The organism is Arthrobacter terricola, from assembly GCF_004354015.1.
GTDB classification, from domain to species: Bacteria; Actinomycetota; Actinomycetes; order Actinomycetales; family Micrococcaceae; genus Arthrobacter; species Arthrobacter terricola.
In genome coordinates, this window is the sequence record NZ_SMRU01000002.1 from 67,574 (window position 1) to 84,315 (window position 16,742).

Annotated in this window: 11 protein-coding genes and 1 tRNA gene; 4 read left to right on the forward strand and 8 right to left on the reverse strand. The window is 62.1% G+C overall.

Annotation, left to right across the window (positions count from 1 at the left end):
* Positions 1-31 precede the first annotated feature (31 nt).
* From E1809_RS01995 to E1809_RS02025, 6 genes are all read right to left on the reverse strand, one after another.
* Positions 32-103 (reverse strand) — tRNA-Gly (locus E1809_RS01995).
* A gap of 531 nt (positions 104-634) precedes the next feature.
* Complete coding sequence (locus E1809_RS02005) at positions 635-2,044, reverse strand: response regulator (RefSeq protein WP_133202574.1); 1,410 nt, start codon at positions 2,042-2,044, stop codon at positions 635-637.
* A complete protein-coding gene (locus E1809_RS26995) occupies positions 2,037-2,927 on the reverse strand; it encodes an ATP-binding protein (RefSeq protein ID WP_205754068.1) in 891 nt (296 codons plus the stop codon). The genes E1809_RS02005 and E1809_RS26995 overlap by 8 nt, the downstream gene beginning before the upstream one ends.
* Positions 2,924-4,756, reverse strand: coding sequence for an AAA family ATPase (locus E1809_RS02015; protein WP_133202576.1), 1,833 nt, complete (start codon positions 4,754-4,756; stop codon positions 2,924-2,926). Before E1809_RS02015 ends, E1809_RS26995 begins: the two co-directional genes overlap by 4 nt.
* A gap of 448 nt (positions 4,757-5,204) precedes the next feature.
* Positions 5,205-6,308 (reverse strand): DUF4238 domain-containing protein, encoded by a 1,104-nt coding sequence (locus E1809_RS02020; protein ID WP_328591587.1) that lies wholly within the window; start codon positions 6,306-6,308, stop codon positions 5,205-5,207.
* A gap of 83 nt (positions 6,309-6,391) precedes the next feature.
* Complete coding sequence (locus tag E1809_RS02025; RefSeq protein WP_133202578.1) at positions 6,392-6,616, reverse strand: hypothetical protein; 225 nt, start codon at positions 6,614-6,616, stop codon at positions 6,392-6,394.
* A 397-nt stretch (positions 6,617-7,013) separates the two neighbouring features.
* Between E1809_RS02025 and E1809_RS02030 the strand changes: the two genes are divergently transcribed.
* Positions 7,014-10,430 carry an NACHT domain-containing protein gene (locus E1809_RS02030; protein WP_133202579.1) on the forward strand — a complete coding sequence of 1,139 codons (3,417 nt, stop codon included), beginning with the start codon at positions 7,014-7,016 and terminating at the stop codon, positions 10,428-10,430.
* A gap of 619 nt (positions 10,431-11,049) precedes the next feature.
* Here the strand turns inward: E1809_RS02030 and E1809_RS27855 are convergent.
* Together E1809_RS27855 and E1809_RS02045 are read right to left on the reverse strand one after the other, a co-directional pair.
* Positions 11,050-12,015 carry a hypothetical protein gene (locus E1809_RS27855; RefSeq protein ID WP_308166762.1) on the reverse strand — a complete coding sequence of 322 codons (966 nt, stop codon included), beginning with the start codon at positions 12,013-12,015 and terminating at the stop codon, positions 11,050-11,052.
* 857 nt (positions 12,016-12,872) lie between these two features.
* On the reverse strand, positions 12,873-13,697 hold the full coding sequence (locus E1809_RS02045; RefSeq protein WP_133202580.1) for an oxidoreductase: 825 nt from the start codon (positions 13,695-13,697) through the stop codon (positions 12,873-12,875).
* A 258-nt stretch (positions 13,698-13,955) separates the two neighbouring features.
* On the opposite strand from E1809_RS02045, the gene E1809_RS02050 reads away from it, so the two are divergent.
* From E1809_RS02050 to E1809_RS02060, 3 genes are all read left to right on the forward strand, one after another.
* Positions 13,956-14,966: a helix-turn-helix transcriptional regulator gene (locus tag E1809_RS02050; RefSeq protein WP_133202581.1), complete on the forward strand. Its 1,011-nt coding sequence runs from the start codon at positions 13,956-13,958 to the stop codon at positions 14,964-14,966.
* Complete coding sequence (locus E1809_RS02055; protein ID WP_235835389.1) at positions 14,963-15,859, forward strand: SDR family oxidoreductase; 897 nt, start codon at positions 14,963-14,965, stop codon at positions 15,857-15,859. Before E1809_RS02050 ends, E1809_RS02055 begins: the two co-directional genes overlap by 4 nt.
* Before the next feature lie 83 nt (positions 15,860-15,942).
* The gene (locus E1809_RS02060) at positions 15,943-16,707 is read left to right on the forward strand and encodes an SDR family NAD(P)-dependent oxidoreductase (protein ID WP_133202582.1); all 765 of its coding nucleotides are present in this window, start codon (positions 15,943-15,945) and stop codon (positions 16,705-16,707) included.
* The last annotated feature ends 35 nt before the right edge of the window (positions 16,708-16,742 follow it).

Genomic DNA, 16,742 nt, shown 5'->3' on the forward strand with positions numbered 1-16,742 from the left:
GTTCATTTACCTGGATACCTGATGGATTTCGTGTCGGTGACGGGAGTCAAACCAGCCATGACAGACTGGCAGACTGTCGCGTTGCCTTCTACGCCACACCGACAATGCCGGCCTAGCGCCTTAGCGAGGCCCGACACCTGCCGGGATCTCGTTACCGCGGAGGACCGCATGTCACAGGTTTTACTTCGGAGGTATTGGGGGCGCCGTTTCTCCGCACCGGCATAACAGGCCTGCTTATTTCGACCACCGCAGCAACGGTGGCGTCGCTACCCCCGTCGTGCTCACCCCGGACTTGAACTAGGAACCTCGTGTTTTTCAGGCACGCGCTCTACCGGTTGAGCGCGGAGACCCTGCCGGCCGCGGGACGGCAAAAGTGTGGGCCACCTGGATCGCTGATACGGCTCCGTAGAGCCATGCGCCCAACACGGCCAGCGCAGCGGTCCAGGTTGTTATGTGCCGTTTCACGCCCACGCCGTCGGGTTGACAGGATTTGAACCTGCGACCAATTGGCCCCCAGATGCCCGAAGACCCCGATTTGCGCTGAAACCCGCATTGATCTGCGGTCTGGCCTACCTAATCGCAAGTCGTCGTTCCCATGCATTGCATGGTTCTGATCCCCTTCCGGTCCCCCTCGTCAGGAGTTCGCGAGAGCCTCCGCGGCACGCTTGGCGATTGCGACGACTCGTTCGACAATCTCTCGGTCATCGAGCACGTCTTGGTAGCGAAGTTGTCGACCGGCGTACGCCAGTACCAATGCCCAATACTCGCGTTCAGTGGTCCGGCACTCACTGATCCAGTCCTGGACGCCACGGAACCAAAGTTCGCAAGGGTGACCCTGCCCGAAGTCTCCCGTCGCGAAGGCCGATTCGATCTCGGAGACGACCGGCCATGCTGCACCACGGATCGGCGAAGCTGGATGGACCAGAGTCGAGATGAGCATGGTGATTGGGTCTAGCGCGCCGGCAGCGAAGGCTTCGCTATCGAAGTCGATGAGCACTGCCTGTCCGTTGTCAATCAGCACGTTCCCTGGGTGAAGATCTCCATGGCGAGGGCCCACGTGAGTTGTGACCGTGAGACTTCCGGCAGGCACCGAGATCCCGTACGCGCCAATTAGACCTGACAGCCGTTCCCAAGCGATCAGAGGTTCGCAGAGCTCAGCCACGGTCAAAGTCCTTCGCTGTGCCACCACTCCGTGCAGAGCGTCCCAGACGGGCCGAGCAAGCTCCACAGCCTGGGCGGGTTGCTCGGCGATGATTTCCATGAGCGGGTACGGTGATTCACCGGCGATCTGTAGGACGTTGATGTAGCCTCCGGCCATCAACCCCGACAGCGTCCGCACAGTAGCAGTTGTCTTTGCGCGCGGAAGGAGTTCAGCAAGGCCACCCGGCGAACCCGGAGACTTCACCCGCTTAGCTACAACTGTGGCCACGCGACCTTCGGAACGGTTAATCTCACACCGCCACACACTCGCCTCAGTCAGGCCGCCAGCAAGAGAGGCCACTACGATCGAAACGCCCCGGTAGTCAAAGGCGAGCCGGCGAAGGACCCTCTTGTCTAGTTCGTTTAGTGGGTCGCTCCCGGATGGCGTGATGATCTCGATGTCGTCAAGGGATTGCAGTAGTCGGCGGAACTGTACGACGTGCTCCTTGAACTCCAAGGACTGGTCCTTCTCGAGGACTGTGACCCGGTCAATGGGTTGGCTATCCTGCGCCGGAAGCTGTCCACCTCCTTGCAACGACTCCTGGATATGACGGACGGTCGCGAAGCCGGTGAATACGATGAGCCTGGAGTCAGGGTGATTCGAGCGGACCTCTTTGAGGAGCTCATCGCCAAACTCGTCGGTCGCGGGCTCGCCTTCCTTCACCGGAAGTCGGCGGTCCAGTACGAACAAGTCGATCAGGTCTGTAGATGTGCTGAGGTACACGCGCGCGGGAGCAATCGAGTTGAAGCTCCGGACACTGAAGCCAGCCGTCTCAAGTACACCTTCGGAAATTTCAGCCTGCTGAGGATCGTCCTCGACGAGCACTGCGATCGGGTTAGCCATGAGGACGTGCTCCGCTCAGGGAGAAGGACGCAGTGCCGCTGACACCGTCGAGAGAGATGGAAAGTCCAAGTCGGGCTGCCACAGTCTTGATCAACGACAGCCCCTGACCTTGGTGCGCCATCTTGGACGAGTTCCCCACATCGACGACATCCGCGAGGGCGAACCGGTCACCCTTGAACGGATTGGTAACTCGGACCCAATAGCTTTGGTCCGTGAAACCCCAAGTAACTTGGGCGGCCGTTTCTCCAGTCGCGTCAATCGAGGCGTCGATCGCGTTCTGGAAGACGTTCGAGAGCAACATCGAAAACAATCCTTCGTCTGTTTCAATGTCGATGCTGGCTTCGTCTGCAGAAGGTGCAACTGCCGGCGCGGTGTGGGTGTCTGGCCAGTTCTCGGACAAGATGTGCGGGAGGCTCAGACGGCGGAGGTTCAGCTCCTCACTGGACTTGATTATCGCGACGAGCCCGTCGATTCGACGCTGAAGCTTACGAACGGCATCGTTGGTCTTGCTGGTCCCGAAGGAGTCGATTTCGCCGTCGGCGGCAAGTCTTATCCATCCCACAGCGGGCGACAGCTCGTGCCTAACCAGAGCTGCGATGTCAACGTGCTCCGGCGCGGTAGCTTCGTCCCTTGCTGATACATCAGTTACCTGCAACCCTGCAGAGGAGCCTCCGCGCGATGTGTCAGTCGATCTCTGCCGTGACTCCAAGACTTGAAGCAGTAAACGACGCACCTGGGGAACTGTCTCGGTCTGGAGAGCATTCATGAGCGCTCGGGTGGTGATTGCCTTTGGATGCTGGATGAGCCACCCTGCCGCCCTCGCGCGATTGCTCGGAGCCGTCGACCCGAGGCCTTGCAGTTCGTCCGGTGTTTCGGCTGTCATCCCAAGCCGCCATGCTCGGTATAGAAGGCCGAGCGACGGGCGAATGCCTCACGCCCGCCCTCCATCAGCCGCGTGATCTTGTCTACAACGACGTCTGAATCGATCGCCCCCTTGACGTCAACTCTTCCGACTTTTCCATCACTGCCCAGAACAACAACGTTGTTAGCGGAGCCGAGCACCGGGATATTGGCGTTGTGTGTGGCGACAATCGTTTGGGCGCCACCTTGTCGGCGTGCGTTAAGGCCGCTCACGACATTGGCGACCAGGAAGGCGTTGTCCAAGTGATCTTCAGGCTGGTCAAGAATCAGGGTGCGTTCCGGTTCCGAGAGAACGATCGGCAGGGTGACGGCGCACTTCTGACCTGTTGAGAGCGCATCAACGCTCTTGTCAACCGATCCATCCCGCAGACGGAAGTCAACGCTGTCTTTCAGGCGAATGCTGCCCAACCCTTGAAGGAGATCCCGCTCATTCAGGTTCTCAATCAGCCTATGCGCTCGATCCTCAGCGATATCGGCTACAGCTGCGAGCCCGGTGGCATCCCCGCTTTCGACCATCTCCAAGAGCTGCCTCGGCAGCACACGATCCGCCACGGCGTCAATCAATGCAGCGCGGGTATTACTCCCACGGAGCGAGTCTTGAAGGAACCTTCGGAAGTCGCTTGCTTCTGCTAAGTGGTCGACGACTACCACAACGTTGTTGGCGATCTGCGCGGTTGTCGACCGTGCTACGGCGGCTCTCGTGTCGTAAAGTGCCTCTTCCGCTTGCTCGACGGCATCAAGCATCCGCCCTCGACGCTCCAAGAGACCTGCATACCGGGACTCCAGCTCGCGCACGGCGGCGTCGTTCTCATCGAGCGCACGGAGCGCGGTGTCAACGTTCCTGAGCTGCGCGGTGATCTGACCGAGCCCGGCCTCCGCTTCTTCGAGTTCTTCCCTGATCGGCGCTGCGGCTTCGCGAGCGCTTATGTTCCGCTCTCGGGTTTCAGCTTCAGCGGTGTCGAGGTGAGTTCGGGCCGCAAGGAGTGCCGCAGCGACACTTTCCGAGAGACCTACGGCCTGGCTGAGCGCGTCACGTACTGCTGGCACTTGCGCCAAGGACGCGGCTCGCTCTGTCGTGACGCGCAGCCGGTCGAGCGCGCGTTGTTGGGAGACCAGCAGCTCAGTGACCTCGCCGCGAACCCCTTCGATGCGCTCAAGGTCCTGTCCACTTGAGATGACTCGCTCCTCCGCCTCTCGGAGAAGATCGCGTTGCTCAGAAAGCTGGGCGGTGCTTCCTCCAAGTAGGGCCGTCTCCTGCGACAAGAAGAGGTTTCGATCTGCGGTAAGCCGATCACGCTTCTTCGACTCCTCGCGGCGTCGGTCCAACTCTGCTCGCACATCGAAGGCTTCGCCGGTCAACACTTCGATCTCGCCGAAGTCGGGAAGCTCGTTGACCGCGCCAGTACGCAAGTCCAGAAGGTTTAGCCGACTGGGCGCGTCGGATGCGATCTCCTCAAGCTCGTTCTGCCCGAGCACAAGTACCGATTTAGAGAGGTCGAGTCGCTGACCTCCGCCCTTCGCATCAACCACTAGATGACGGCCACCGTCCTCAGACTCCACGTCAACGATGACCTCGCCAGTGCCAAGCACGGCATCAAGGAATGCTTGTCGGCTGCGGACAGCAGCGACGCTCTGCTCGGCGTGCTGCGCGCCCACGGCGTGGCGAAGTAGCTCCAAGAGCGTGGTCTTGCCCGCGCCTCGGGGTCCGACGACCACGTTCAGACCATGATCCAGCGATACGTCCAGCCCGTTGAGGAAGCCGCCAGTCACCCGGATGCGCGAAATCCACATACCCAACCTTCCTCTTGATTCGTCGCCAACGAGGCCCCACGCTTGCGGCAGCCCCGTTGACCAACACTACCGGCCGGCCACAGGCGAAGCCCGATTGCGGCGCGCGGGTGGCTCGAGTCGACGGACCATATGTCTGATCTCCGGCGGGATGGACATCACGATCGGCTGAAACCACGACCGGCACCGCACGGTGACGTTGCAAACCTCTGCCGGATCGGCAAACCAGAGTGCCGGATCCTGTCCTGGTGCAAAAGCGCTCGCGCGACCCCAGAAACGTCACCGTGACGTTGTCCGAGAGCAACCCCTTCCAGGTATTCGCCGGAGAGCGACGGAAGGTGCGCTCCGCCTGACTGAACCTCGTCGAACGCGAGGATACCGGTCGGCCCTATCCAGTGGCCCGACTCTGAGGCGCTCGTACCGCAAGTCTTGAAGGCAATCCAGTCACCTGCTAAATCTGTTCGGACTCAACTTCAAGGATGTCGTCATGCCGTAGCCGCCGGATTGGACGTCGCGCGGGCGTGGAGTTCACACGCGCTGCGGCCGACGATCCGTAATCATGCACCGTGAGCAGCGGCTGCGGCGGAGGCAACTCCAGGGAATCGAATGATGGATGATCGGGACGGGCCGCGACCCAGTCGATCGCCGAGCCGGTCATGAGCAGGTTGAGTTCCTCTCCGAAGGATTGTGTTTCCTCGCCGATTAGGTGGACCTCAGCGGGAAGGTTGCGGCGACCCGGGGGCCAGTATGCCAACAGAACAGCTGGCGTGACCGGGAGCATGATGACCTCGGCATTGGCGAATCCGCGACCGCCTTCCAGACGGACAAGATCTTCTGGCGCCGTGCCTGGCTTCGACGCGCCCCGCTTGACAGATTCGTCCCGTTCGCTCTCTACAAGCACTGGCTCGTCACCGATGATCAGGAGCGGTTTGTCGAGGTGGATAAGCGAGGTAGAGCGAGTCTTGAGCGTCTCCTCGGCTCGTTCGGCGAGGTTTCCGAACATCTTGAGGTGGTCGTTCGGGTGGGGAACGAAGTCGACGTCCCGAATGTCCTCTTCTGTGATCCTGTCCGGATTGAGAAGTTTGACGCTGTAGTCGGCAATGACCTCAATTGAGCGTCTTATGCGCATGCCCCGGACTGCTTGCATTGCGACAAACGCATCGAGGGTGGCGCGCTCCTCCAGAGTGAAGGCGCGCGGCTTTACGAAGGCGCGGAAGTCGAGATGCTGCCGGAGAATCTCTGCGGTCCCAGCTTCTACGGTGCTCAGAAGGGATTCCAGGCTCGAGTCGAGGCCTGAACTGTCAGTGACCGCGGTGTAGAAGTCACGTACGGCGAGGTCATTAATCGAGCGCGTCGAGGCTTTGCCGTCGCGTCTGTTCCGAACTCTCAACTTACCGTCCTCCGACGCGAACCTCGCTAGAAGAAACCTGGGAACTATGTGGTGACGCTTGCCGACTGCCGCCTGGTGATCGAGGTTGCCAAGCCATTCACGTGCACGACGATCGGCCTCTCGATCGGAGGCGTGCGGTTGGAGAAGGTCAGTCATGCACTTCATTATGTTCCCTGCCGCTGACACTCCCGCGTCGACGCACTCCGCCGCTTGGCAGCGCTGTCAGTCGTGCGGTTCCATGCACGGAGTCAGATCAGCAGGGTGAGCGTGAGCGGACCGATCCAGAGCATCTTGACGCCGTTCCAGATGCACATCACAGCGAGAACGCACAGGAGCTCGGAAGCCACGTCGTCATTCCGCGCCGTCAGGATGCTCGTGAGGTTGAAGCACCGGGCGGCAAGCAACATGGCGAGGATTCCCCACCTGAGTCCTCGACGGGTGCGAAGCCAGTCGCGGAGGATGTTGGTGGGCAAGCAGCGATTGCGGACGCTTACAGCTCAGCCGGATTGTGTCGCCAGTCCGCTCCAAGGGTGTCCGGCGACGAAGAACCTTGTGGGACTGCCTGGCGTGGGCTCACAACTGAGCCGATTGCGACACATCGCTGATCTGCAGCACCGAGTGAGCCGAATCTGCCAGGCAACTTGCCGTCAGTCCCCGCACCGTTGTTCAACTAATGCCATGTCCAACCTCCCATGCAACGCGGGAGGATGGCGATGCTTGGCTGTGTCGGCTTCGTCTGACGGTTCTGCGTCGTACCGGGGTGCCACGCACCACCCGCCCCACTCCTCAGCATCGTGTCTGAACTGTCCAAGCGGTCTTTGTCAGTGACAGCTGGAAGAATGGCGGTGAACTTCGAACGTCAGGAGCAAAATGGGCATCAGCGCGACCACACGCAAGGCCCTATGGACACGTGCCCACAACGAGTGCGCCTTCCCCACCTGCATTCAGGAACTCACTTTTGATGCTGACACATCGGCCTCGGGCACCGCCAAAGTGATTGTTCTCGGTGAGGAGGCCCACATCCGAGCCCAGAGCCCCGGCGGGCCGCGGTACGACGCAGGCTATGCCGACGTCGACGGGTACGAAAACCTCATGCTGATGTGCCCGACGCACCACTCGATGATCGACGCGAACTACGGACAAGATTTTCCTGTCAAGGACTTGCTCAAGATGAAGGCCAATCACGAGAGCAACCAAGCTCGGCGGGAGGAGTTACGGACGACCTTGAGGGCCTACCTCGGCGATCGTTATGCAGCAGAGAACACCGTGCAGTTTCAGCAAGCCGAACTGCGCGGCCCTTCGGTCGAGGCGATGTTCGTAGACGTTCCAGTCGGCTGCAAGCAAGATGGATCCGAACTGGCAGGGCTGCTGGCGCAGATTGCCAAGGACGCTCCCGGCGACACCGACGAGTTAGAACGCTCATCCGGCCTCATCATCACTGGGGCGACGCAAGCTCTTTTGCACCCCGATTGGGCCGGAAATGCGGTTCTGATTGGAGGGCCCGGCCAGGGCAAGTCCACCGTGTTGCAGTATGTATGCCAGTTCCACAGGGCCCGCCGACTTGGCCTGAGCGGGTACGCAGCGGGACAATCCGAACCGGCGCGCGCGACCACCGTAGCGCGTTTCCCCGTGAGAATTGACCTACGCAAATACGCCCAATGGGCGGAACGGCCGCAGTCGCAGCGAGGCAAGAACCGAAGAAGTCCCCAACCTTCAAAGCACAATGACAGCAACTGGCGGAGTTTCGAAGAATACATTGTCGACGACATCAAACGGCACATCGGGGCCAACGACTTCACACCGCAGGATCTGGTGCTATTGCTTTCAACCGAACCCGTCTTGTTCGCTTTGGACGGCCTCGACGAAGTCGCAAGTCTCACCATTCGCGCAAAAGTAGTCGATGAGATCGTCCGGATGCGCGGACGACTCAGCCCAGACTCCGCGGACCTTGTCATTCTGGTCGCGACCCGGCCCGGAACGTCTCTGCAACCCTTAGTGTCTTCCGGGGTCTTTCCAATTCTCCGCCTTCAGCGACTGACGCAGGGTCTGCGCCTGCAATACTTACGCCAGTGGGTCGAAGTCTCTCAGCTTTCGGAGGACGCCGCTGCCCGGCTCCAGTCCACATTCATGGATAGCCAGCATGTGCCACACGTCAGCGAGCTCGCGTCCTACCCGATGCAACTCGCCATCCTGCTGCACCTGCTCTACCGACGTCAGCTTCTCCCCCAGCAACGAACCGAGCTATACGCCGAGTACCTCAAGACATTTCTAGACCGTGAACAGACGGAGGATAAAGAGCCTCTTCTTGCTGATCAGCGGCGAGTCGTCGAAGACACTCATGCCTATCTTGGCTGGTATCTTCAGACCAAGGCAGAGCAAGGGCAGAGTTCCGGGTCCATTACCCGCGAAGAACTTCGCCGTCTGTTGCGCACCTACCTCGCCGGGCAGCCTAAAGAACAGGAACTCGCCGAGGAACTGTATTCCGCAATCACAGATCGGGTGCTCTGTCTTGTCGAGCGCGACGATGCATTCGAGTTCGAAGTCCAATCGCTGCGTGAGTATTTCGCGGCACTGCACATCTTCGAGAACCTCACACCGAAAGGCAACGGAAACTCACGTGACGACGGCCTGAACGCGCTGCTCGAACGCCCCTACTGGGCGAACGTGTGCCGCTTCTTCGTCGGCATGCTCACGAGAGGTGAAGTTCGGGCGCTGGTCGGCAACTTTCTGAGCGTCGAGAAGAAGGTCTCACCGCGGCCACTCGTGCGAGCAATGGCTGTGACGATTCTCAACGATCGGATCTACGACGGCCTTACGAACGACGAAATTCGGGGTGTTGTAGACTTCATACTTAGCGGTCCCGGGGTAGTCCTTGCCGAGGATGGAGCGCTCGATTCCTCGGGCAGTCCCCTCCGGCTCAGCGAGCGCGCCGGTCGAGCACAGGCCGTTGAACACCTCAAATCACGTCTCGACAACGATTCGAGCCCCGCCTGTCGTGATGCGATCATCCGAAGCCTTGTCGCCCATTCTCTGCCTACTGACAACCTATCGGACTGGTGGTGGGAGCGATTTGCCCCAACCGTGACCTGGCTTGAAGGCGCCGGAAAACTTGGGGCGTTTGCCCAGCTCACCCCAGAGCAGTCTGAACAACTCGCAGCGGCTCTGTCGAACGTGGACTTGCCGACCTGTTCCCGGTCTGCGCTCCTCTGTATCGGCGGCTACGATGGGCACGAACAGCGCATTGTTCAGATGGTGTTCACCGATCTCAATGACGGCGCCGCGGAAACCCTTGAGGTACCCGCAATCCAATCTGACCTCGGTGTGCTGTCTTCGTGCGCCGTAGCGATACTCGACGGACGCTCGGCTGGCTATTCCAGCGATTCCGCGGTTCCGCGATCCACAACAGCTCTGGCGACTGGTCAGGCAGCAAAGACTATTGGGGCTGCCCCTGGGTCATCTGCTGCGCTTGACTGGGAGCAATACTTGAGTGCCATCGCGGCGACTTGGGATGACGGGTGGGTATTGCGGCGGGCGGTGTCGAAAGCGCCCGCCACAGTTGACCTCGCGTCGATGTCCGTACGTTCAAAATCGCCAGCACTCGCCAGCGCAGCACATGACGAAGCCGAATATCGGGCCCACAAGGCTGATACTGAGTGGTGGCGAGCAACGATTGTTGCTGCTTCAAGCGGACGTGCACTGATGCTCGCCGTCATCGCCACATTCGAGAATGCGCGCGCTTCTGTGATCGTTGCAATCGCATCCGATCTCGATGAAGCCGTGCGCCGACTTGATGCGAAGCAGTTCCAAACTGTGGAACGTGCTTTGCGCCGATACGCCTTATCGCATCGCCATCGTACTCTCGATCTGCAAGAACCTCTCCGTCTTCACCGCGTAGATTTCTCCGGGCGAGTGCTTTGGCTCGTATGGATAATCGGGACAGATTCAACGCGCGAACGGATCCCTTCGTATCTTGAGGCCGACCTCGCCGATGTGTTTCTGGCCGGAGCCGCGGACGCGCGCGCTGCCGTCAGCGCTTCTCGAACGAAGCGAAAACTGAAACTCGACAACTTCCGACACGCACGGCGCTCCCTGTCGACGAGCGGTTGGGCAAACCCGGCGTATCTCGCCACCATGACGATCTCGATGGCCAAAGCAATTTTAGAGGAGCCCGAACCTTGGCCAGCCGATCTCGTTCAGGTAGCTGCAGATCGTCTGGACACCCAGGCCGGCTCACGTGTGATACCGCTGGCCGACGTTGCCAGCGATAACCACTGGTTCGGAACCTAAGACGGGCTTCCGTTCTGGGGGGACTGGCCAAACCAGGCGAGACGGATTTTCAGGTCTCCCTTGATCAAAACGTCTGGTTCGAGTCGCTCCAACGTTCAACTCAACGATTCCAGCAAGGCATCGACTAGGCATCTTGTCGTCCGTTTCCAAACCGCGGGCGACGGAGCAATTTGTGCCGGGTGGCTCTCAGAAGGAGCACCACGCTGACTGGCCCCATTCCGAGCAATTTGAGGGCGTTCCAGAGGCAGAGCAGGATGACGAGGTTGAGCCATCCAGGCGCACCCCCGCAGCGAGAAGTTCCGAGCACGTTCGAGCGATTAGCAGGTACGGGATGGCAAGCAGCATCGCCGGCACGCCCCACTTCAGTCCTCGACGCGTGCGGATCGCCTCAAGGAGGACGTTGCTAGGTGTGTAGCGTCGCAGAAGACTCCGGACATGGATGCTGGCGGTCCAGATAAGGCGGAGCATGGCATTGCCCTTTCAGGTGTTCGGCGATGAGAACTTGAAAGGGCCTGCACGCGAAGGGCGGGGCCGTGCTGCCGCGACGAGCGTCAGCGAAATAGAACGCCTCGTTCGTCACTTTACGACTCAGGGCAGCGCTTTGGAAGGCCGAGGGGCCTCAGAAGGATTTTTCAACTGGCATTCGCCCGACGTGCTCCTGCGGCAACGCTTCGGTCAGCTGAGTGAGCCTGCCAGCCCGGTTGATGGCTGTGCGGGCGCGGGCTGCGTCGATCTTCTGGGCATCGTTCTCCGCCGGCGTTCCGAGCGGGGTGGGTCCTGTGATCCCGTACCGGTCTCGGTTGGCGACGACGGTTAGGGCGAGTTGTCGCCAGATGGCCGCTGCACGTGTTTCTTGGGGTGGCGTGCCGAGGGCACGTAGCCAGTCCTCTTCGTTGTGGAGAGCTTGGTCGAGAAGTGCGGTTGCGCGGGCTTCGATCAGCTCCTGGCGCTCGGTGAGTGCCCGGTGCATTTCCTCTGCCATGGGACCGGCGCCTTCGGGGACGAGTCCGGCAATCAGACGTGGGCTTGCCTGGTGCCGGTTGGAACCTGCGGGCCTGGCCGTGGCAGCCGCTACTCGGTGATGGACGGCGGCGGCGATGTCGTCTGCATCGTCGAAGCCCCGTGCCTGGACGAGACGCGGTACCAGCGTTTCGGGGTCGTGGTGGTTGGCTTCGGCTCGGCGGAGTTCGGCCGTGAGCGGCCCGAAGGCATCGGAGTCGATGGCTCTTGGGCTTGCTCTGGTGAGTCCGGAGCGGCGGAGGAGGTGCGCCCCATGCCGTGCTCCTTCACTGCCGCCCGCCGTCGCCCCGCCGACAGGATCACTTCGAGGCTGCCTCACAATCCCGCCCACGGGGCAACGGGTATCAACTCCTCGACACAAGCCCACTGCGCATCCAAAAGCACCTCCGCCAAACCACCACATCAACGACGACGCCGTCTTTTCGCCGATCCCGGCAACGCCCGGCAGCCCGCCGGAGGCGTCGCCGCGCAGCCTGCCGTCGTCGTCGTCAGAGTAATGCTCGGGCAAGCCATGGACCTCCCAGAAGCCTTCAAGGAGCATCCGCTCCCTAGACGAAGAAGTCACCAAAACCCAAGGCAGTCTCTTATGTCGCTCCGTAGCTCCGAGCCCGCACCTGCATTGGAGGCACTTACGTCGAAGACCAGCGGCGGACCACTATCGGCACTTCCATAAATCAGACTTAAGTGTGGACACTGTCCACACCCCCTTTGGCAGGACAAAGCGGACACGCACCGCTCCCACTGACGACCGGGAGCGGCTTTCCAAGAAGCTTCGGCGTCAAAGTCGCTTTCATCATGTCGTACCCGGAACCCTGAACCATGAACTGGTGTTGGTCATCCACGACCAACCAGACAGAACCGGAACGAGGAACCGCATAACCCCACCCCAGAGCAAGCGGAAGGCCCACCAGCTAGCGCCCTGAACCCGTCACCCACACACCTTCATAGGCCACCGCGGCGGCCAGGCACCAGCCCGCGACGCTAGCGCCAGAGGGACGCCATCACAAGCTTTGTACACACGTTAAAGCAAAAACCCCCTCTGACGAGGAGGAATGCTGTGCCCGAGGTGGGACTCGAACCGCATTCGGGGCCTTGAAAACACAGGGAACTCCCGAAAACATGCCGAGTACGAGCCCGTCCGGCCGCGGTACGGCCGAGTTCGACGGCCAGCGTGTGCACATTGTGCACACCCCATTTTCTGGCCTTCGAACTCCCAACACCGACTGCTCATCGGGACTTCCGGGCCATCACTTGAACCCCTCCTACCGCACCTAACGCCGCCTGTCGCGAGCCAAGTGGTGGTAACCCCCGAGGTGCCGAGGTGCGCCTACCGCGTGGATGCTCCCGCTCGTGCTGGCCGAAAGGGCGCGTTCAACGGGCACCGGGAGTGCCCGTCCCAGGATAACCCCGTTTCTAAGGTTCTCAGGCGTCGAAGTCGGTGCTGCGGCTGAAGGCCTCCCACTTGGAGGTCGAGTCGAGCCGGGCCTTCACGATCTTCTGGTACGCCTCGAACGCGTCGCTGCCCAGCAAGAGAAAAGCCGGAGTGTCCTCGGCCTCGACAGCACGAATAATCGCCTGCGCGGCCCTGGCCGGATCGCCCTTGGCGGGAGAGTTCACGACGGTCTCGATGCGCCGAGTCCCGGCAGTCGCGGCGTAGTCAGCGATGACAGTCCTCGACTGGGTGAGGGACCTGCCCGCGAAGTCAGTGGCAAAGCCGCCCGGTTCAACGACCGTCACGGAAATGCCCAGCGGCTCCAACTCACCCCGGAGCGAGCCCGTCATACCCTCGATGGCGGCCTTGACGGCCGCGTAATAGCCGGAACCGACCGGGGTGTACGTCGCCGCGATTGAGGAGAAATTCACGATGGCCCCGCTGCGGCGGGCACGCATGCCGGGCAGCACCGCCTTGATCATCGCGACCGATCCGAAGAAGTGGGTGTCGAACAGCAGACGGATGTCCGCCTCATCGCCCTCCTCGACAGCGGCGCGATAGCCATAACCGGCATTGTTGATCAGGACGTCCACGCCCCCGAACGTCTTCTCGGCCTCTGCGACTGCGGACCTCACCTGCGCCTGGTCCGTGACATCAAGCGCCACGGCCAGAACCCGATCGTTGCCCTCCGCGAGGTCCGCGACCTTTTCACGGTCACGCGCCGTCGCGACAACGTTATGTCCAGCCCCGATAACAGCCTCCGCCAGAGCGCGGCCAATACCCGTCGAGCATCCCGTAATGAGCCAAGTAGTCATTGTCTTGTCCTTTCCGTAGGAGTCCGATACCAGTAAATACCTCACCCAAGGAAGCTGGGAGGTACTGACTGAACCCCCTCCGTCCCCGAGCCGGCGCCAACGCCGAACAGCGCGCTGGATCTCTGGACGCCCGGAGCCGCTGCGAACCAAAGGGGTCGAAGGCTCACTGACAAGGTGTAAAGTCCGGAAATCCGGGCCAGCTTGGGGGTGTCTGATGGACACTGCCACCAGCCGCCGGGGCTGCGTAGCGTGGTGGATGTGGACAGACGAGACGAAATCCGTGAATTCCTGATCTCGCGTCGGGCGAAGATCACCCCGGAACAGGCCGGCATCCCCACATACAGAAACCTGCGCCGGGTGCCGGGGCTGCGCCGCGAGGAAGTGGCGCATCTCGCAGGAGTGAGCACGGATTACTACACCCGGCTAGAACGCGGCAGTATCCGCGGCGTCTCTGACGCCGTGCTCGAGGCCGTCTCGTCGGCCCTTCAGTTGGACGTGGCCGAGCGGGCGCACCTGATGGACCTGGCAAGGACGGCCACCGCGCCGCCGCGCCGGACTCCACGCCGGCCAGCCCAGCAACGGGTCCGTCCCGGGGTGCTGCGCCTGCTGGACGGGATGACCGGGGTGGTCGCCCTCGTGCAGAACGGCCGTTCAGACGTGCTGGCCGCGAACCTGCTGGGACGCGCGCTGTACGGGCCCGTATTCAGCTCCGCCGCACAGTTCAACTCAGCTGCACAACTCCACCCCGCCGGGCAGGCAGTGCCACGGACGCACGACCGGCTGCCGAACCAGGCGCGCTATCTTTTCCTGGATCCAGGCGCTGGTGACTTCTACCCGGACTGGCCAGCCGTCGCGGCCACCGCGGTTGCCATGCTGCGCCTGGAATCGGGGCGGAACCCCGACGATCGGGCCCTGAACGAGCTGGTCGGAGAACTGACCACCCGCAGCGCGCTGTTCGCGGGCCTGTGGGCCGGGCACGACGTCCGGATCCACACCGCCGGGACCAAGCGCTTCCATCATCCGGTCGCCGGGGACTTGTCCTTGCAGTTCGAGACGCTGGACCTTCCCGGTGATGAGGGGCAGACCCTGTTCACCTTTACCGCGGAGCCCGGCTCCGCGTCCGGAAACGCGCTGGCGTTCCTCGCCAGCTGGGCGGCATCGCCTCCCGAAACAACCACCGCTGGCGGCCCCGCCGGCGGAACCACCACCCCCGACATGCGCTCCCCCGCGCAGCCAGGAACACATATCCAGGGAAAGACAGAACCATGACTGAACAGAAAACCAGCCTCGAACAAACCAGCACGGCACAGCAGGAAGAAATGACCGACAAAAAAGTCTGGTTCATCACCGGAGCGGGCCGCGGAATGGGCACCGACATCGCGAAGGCGGCCCTGGCCACCGGCCACGCGGTCGTCGCCACCGGCCGCGACCCGGAAAAAGTCACCCGGGCCGTCGGCGAGAACGAGGACCTTCTGGCCGTCAAGCTGGACGTCACCGACCCCGCCGCGGCCGAAGCGGCCGTGCGGGCCGCCGTCGAGCGCTTCGGCAGGATCGACGTGCTCGTCAACAACGCCGGCAACTTCTACGCCGGATTCTTCGAAGAAATCACCCCGGAAGACTTCCGGGCACAGATCGAAACCACCATGTTCGGGCCCATGAACGTCACCCGGGCCACCCTGCCGGTCCTGCGCGCCCAGCACTCGGGACTGGTCATCACGATCTCCTCGACCGCTGGCATCGCTGGCGGGGAATTCCTGACCGCATACGCCGCATCCAAGTTCGGCCTCGAGGGCTGGGCCGAATCCCTGGCACCCGAAATCGCACCTTTCGGGATCCGCACCATGCTCGTCGAACCAGGGTTCTTCCGCACCGAACTGCTCACCCCAGAATCCACAAGCTACGCCGAATCCACCATTGCCGACTACGCCGAACGCACCGCACAGACGGTAACGGCGTGGAAGGGCATGAACGGCCTGCAGGGCGGCGACCCCGCCAAACTCGCCGACGCCCTCATCCAACTCGCCGAACTGGAGCAGCCACCTCTGCGCTTCGCCGCCGGCGCCGACGCCGTGGAAACCTTCCAACAGCGCGCCAAGGCCCTCCAGGACCAAGCCGGAGCCCACCGCGAACTCTCCAGCAACCTCGCCCACGACGACGCCTAAGACCAAACCCAAGCGGACGACGGCGGCAGGCCCCGCTGTCGTCCGCCCGAGAACCGGCACTAAGCCGGAGGAGATCACCACTGATGGCACCGAAACTTTCGAACACTACCGCCCTTATCACCGGGGCCAGCAGCGGCATCGGCGCCGCGACCGCACGGGAACTCGCCGCACTCGGCGCGTCCGTCGCACTCGTGGCCCGACGACGGGACCGCCTCGAAACCCTCGCTACCGACATCGAGAACGACGGCGGCACCGCCCTTGTCATCGAAGCCGACATCACCGACCGCGCCCAGGCCCAAGCCGCCGTCGAGAAGACCATCGAACGGTTCGGACAACTGGAAATCCTGGTCAACAACGCAGGCCTCATGCTCCTGGGCCCGGTCCTCGGCGCGGACCCCGAAGACTGGGACCGCATGATCTCGGTCAACGTCCGGGGCCTGCTGCACACCACCCACGCCGCCCTGCCGCACCTGCTCAAAGCCGCAGAAGACAGCCCGCGGCAAGTCGCCGACATCGTGAACATCAGCTCGATCGCCGGCCGCGTGGCCTGGGACGGCTACGGCGTCTACAACCTGACCAAATTCGGCATCAACGGCTTCACCGAATCCCTCCGCCAGGAAGTCACCCGGCGGCACGTCCGCGTCGGCGTCCTGGAACCGGGCTGCGTCGACACCGAACTGGCATCGCACAACACACCCGAGATCCAGAGCGGGATGACGACCCCGTTCTACGAACAGACCGAAGTCCTCGCCCCCACGGACATCGCCGACGGCGTCGCCTACATGGTCACCCGACCCCGCCACGCCTCCATCGCCGAACTCTGGATCATGCCCACCGACCAAGCCTGACCCGCTCCGTCGGTTGGCAGGTTCGCCCAATATCT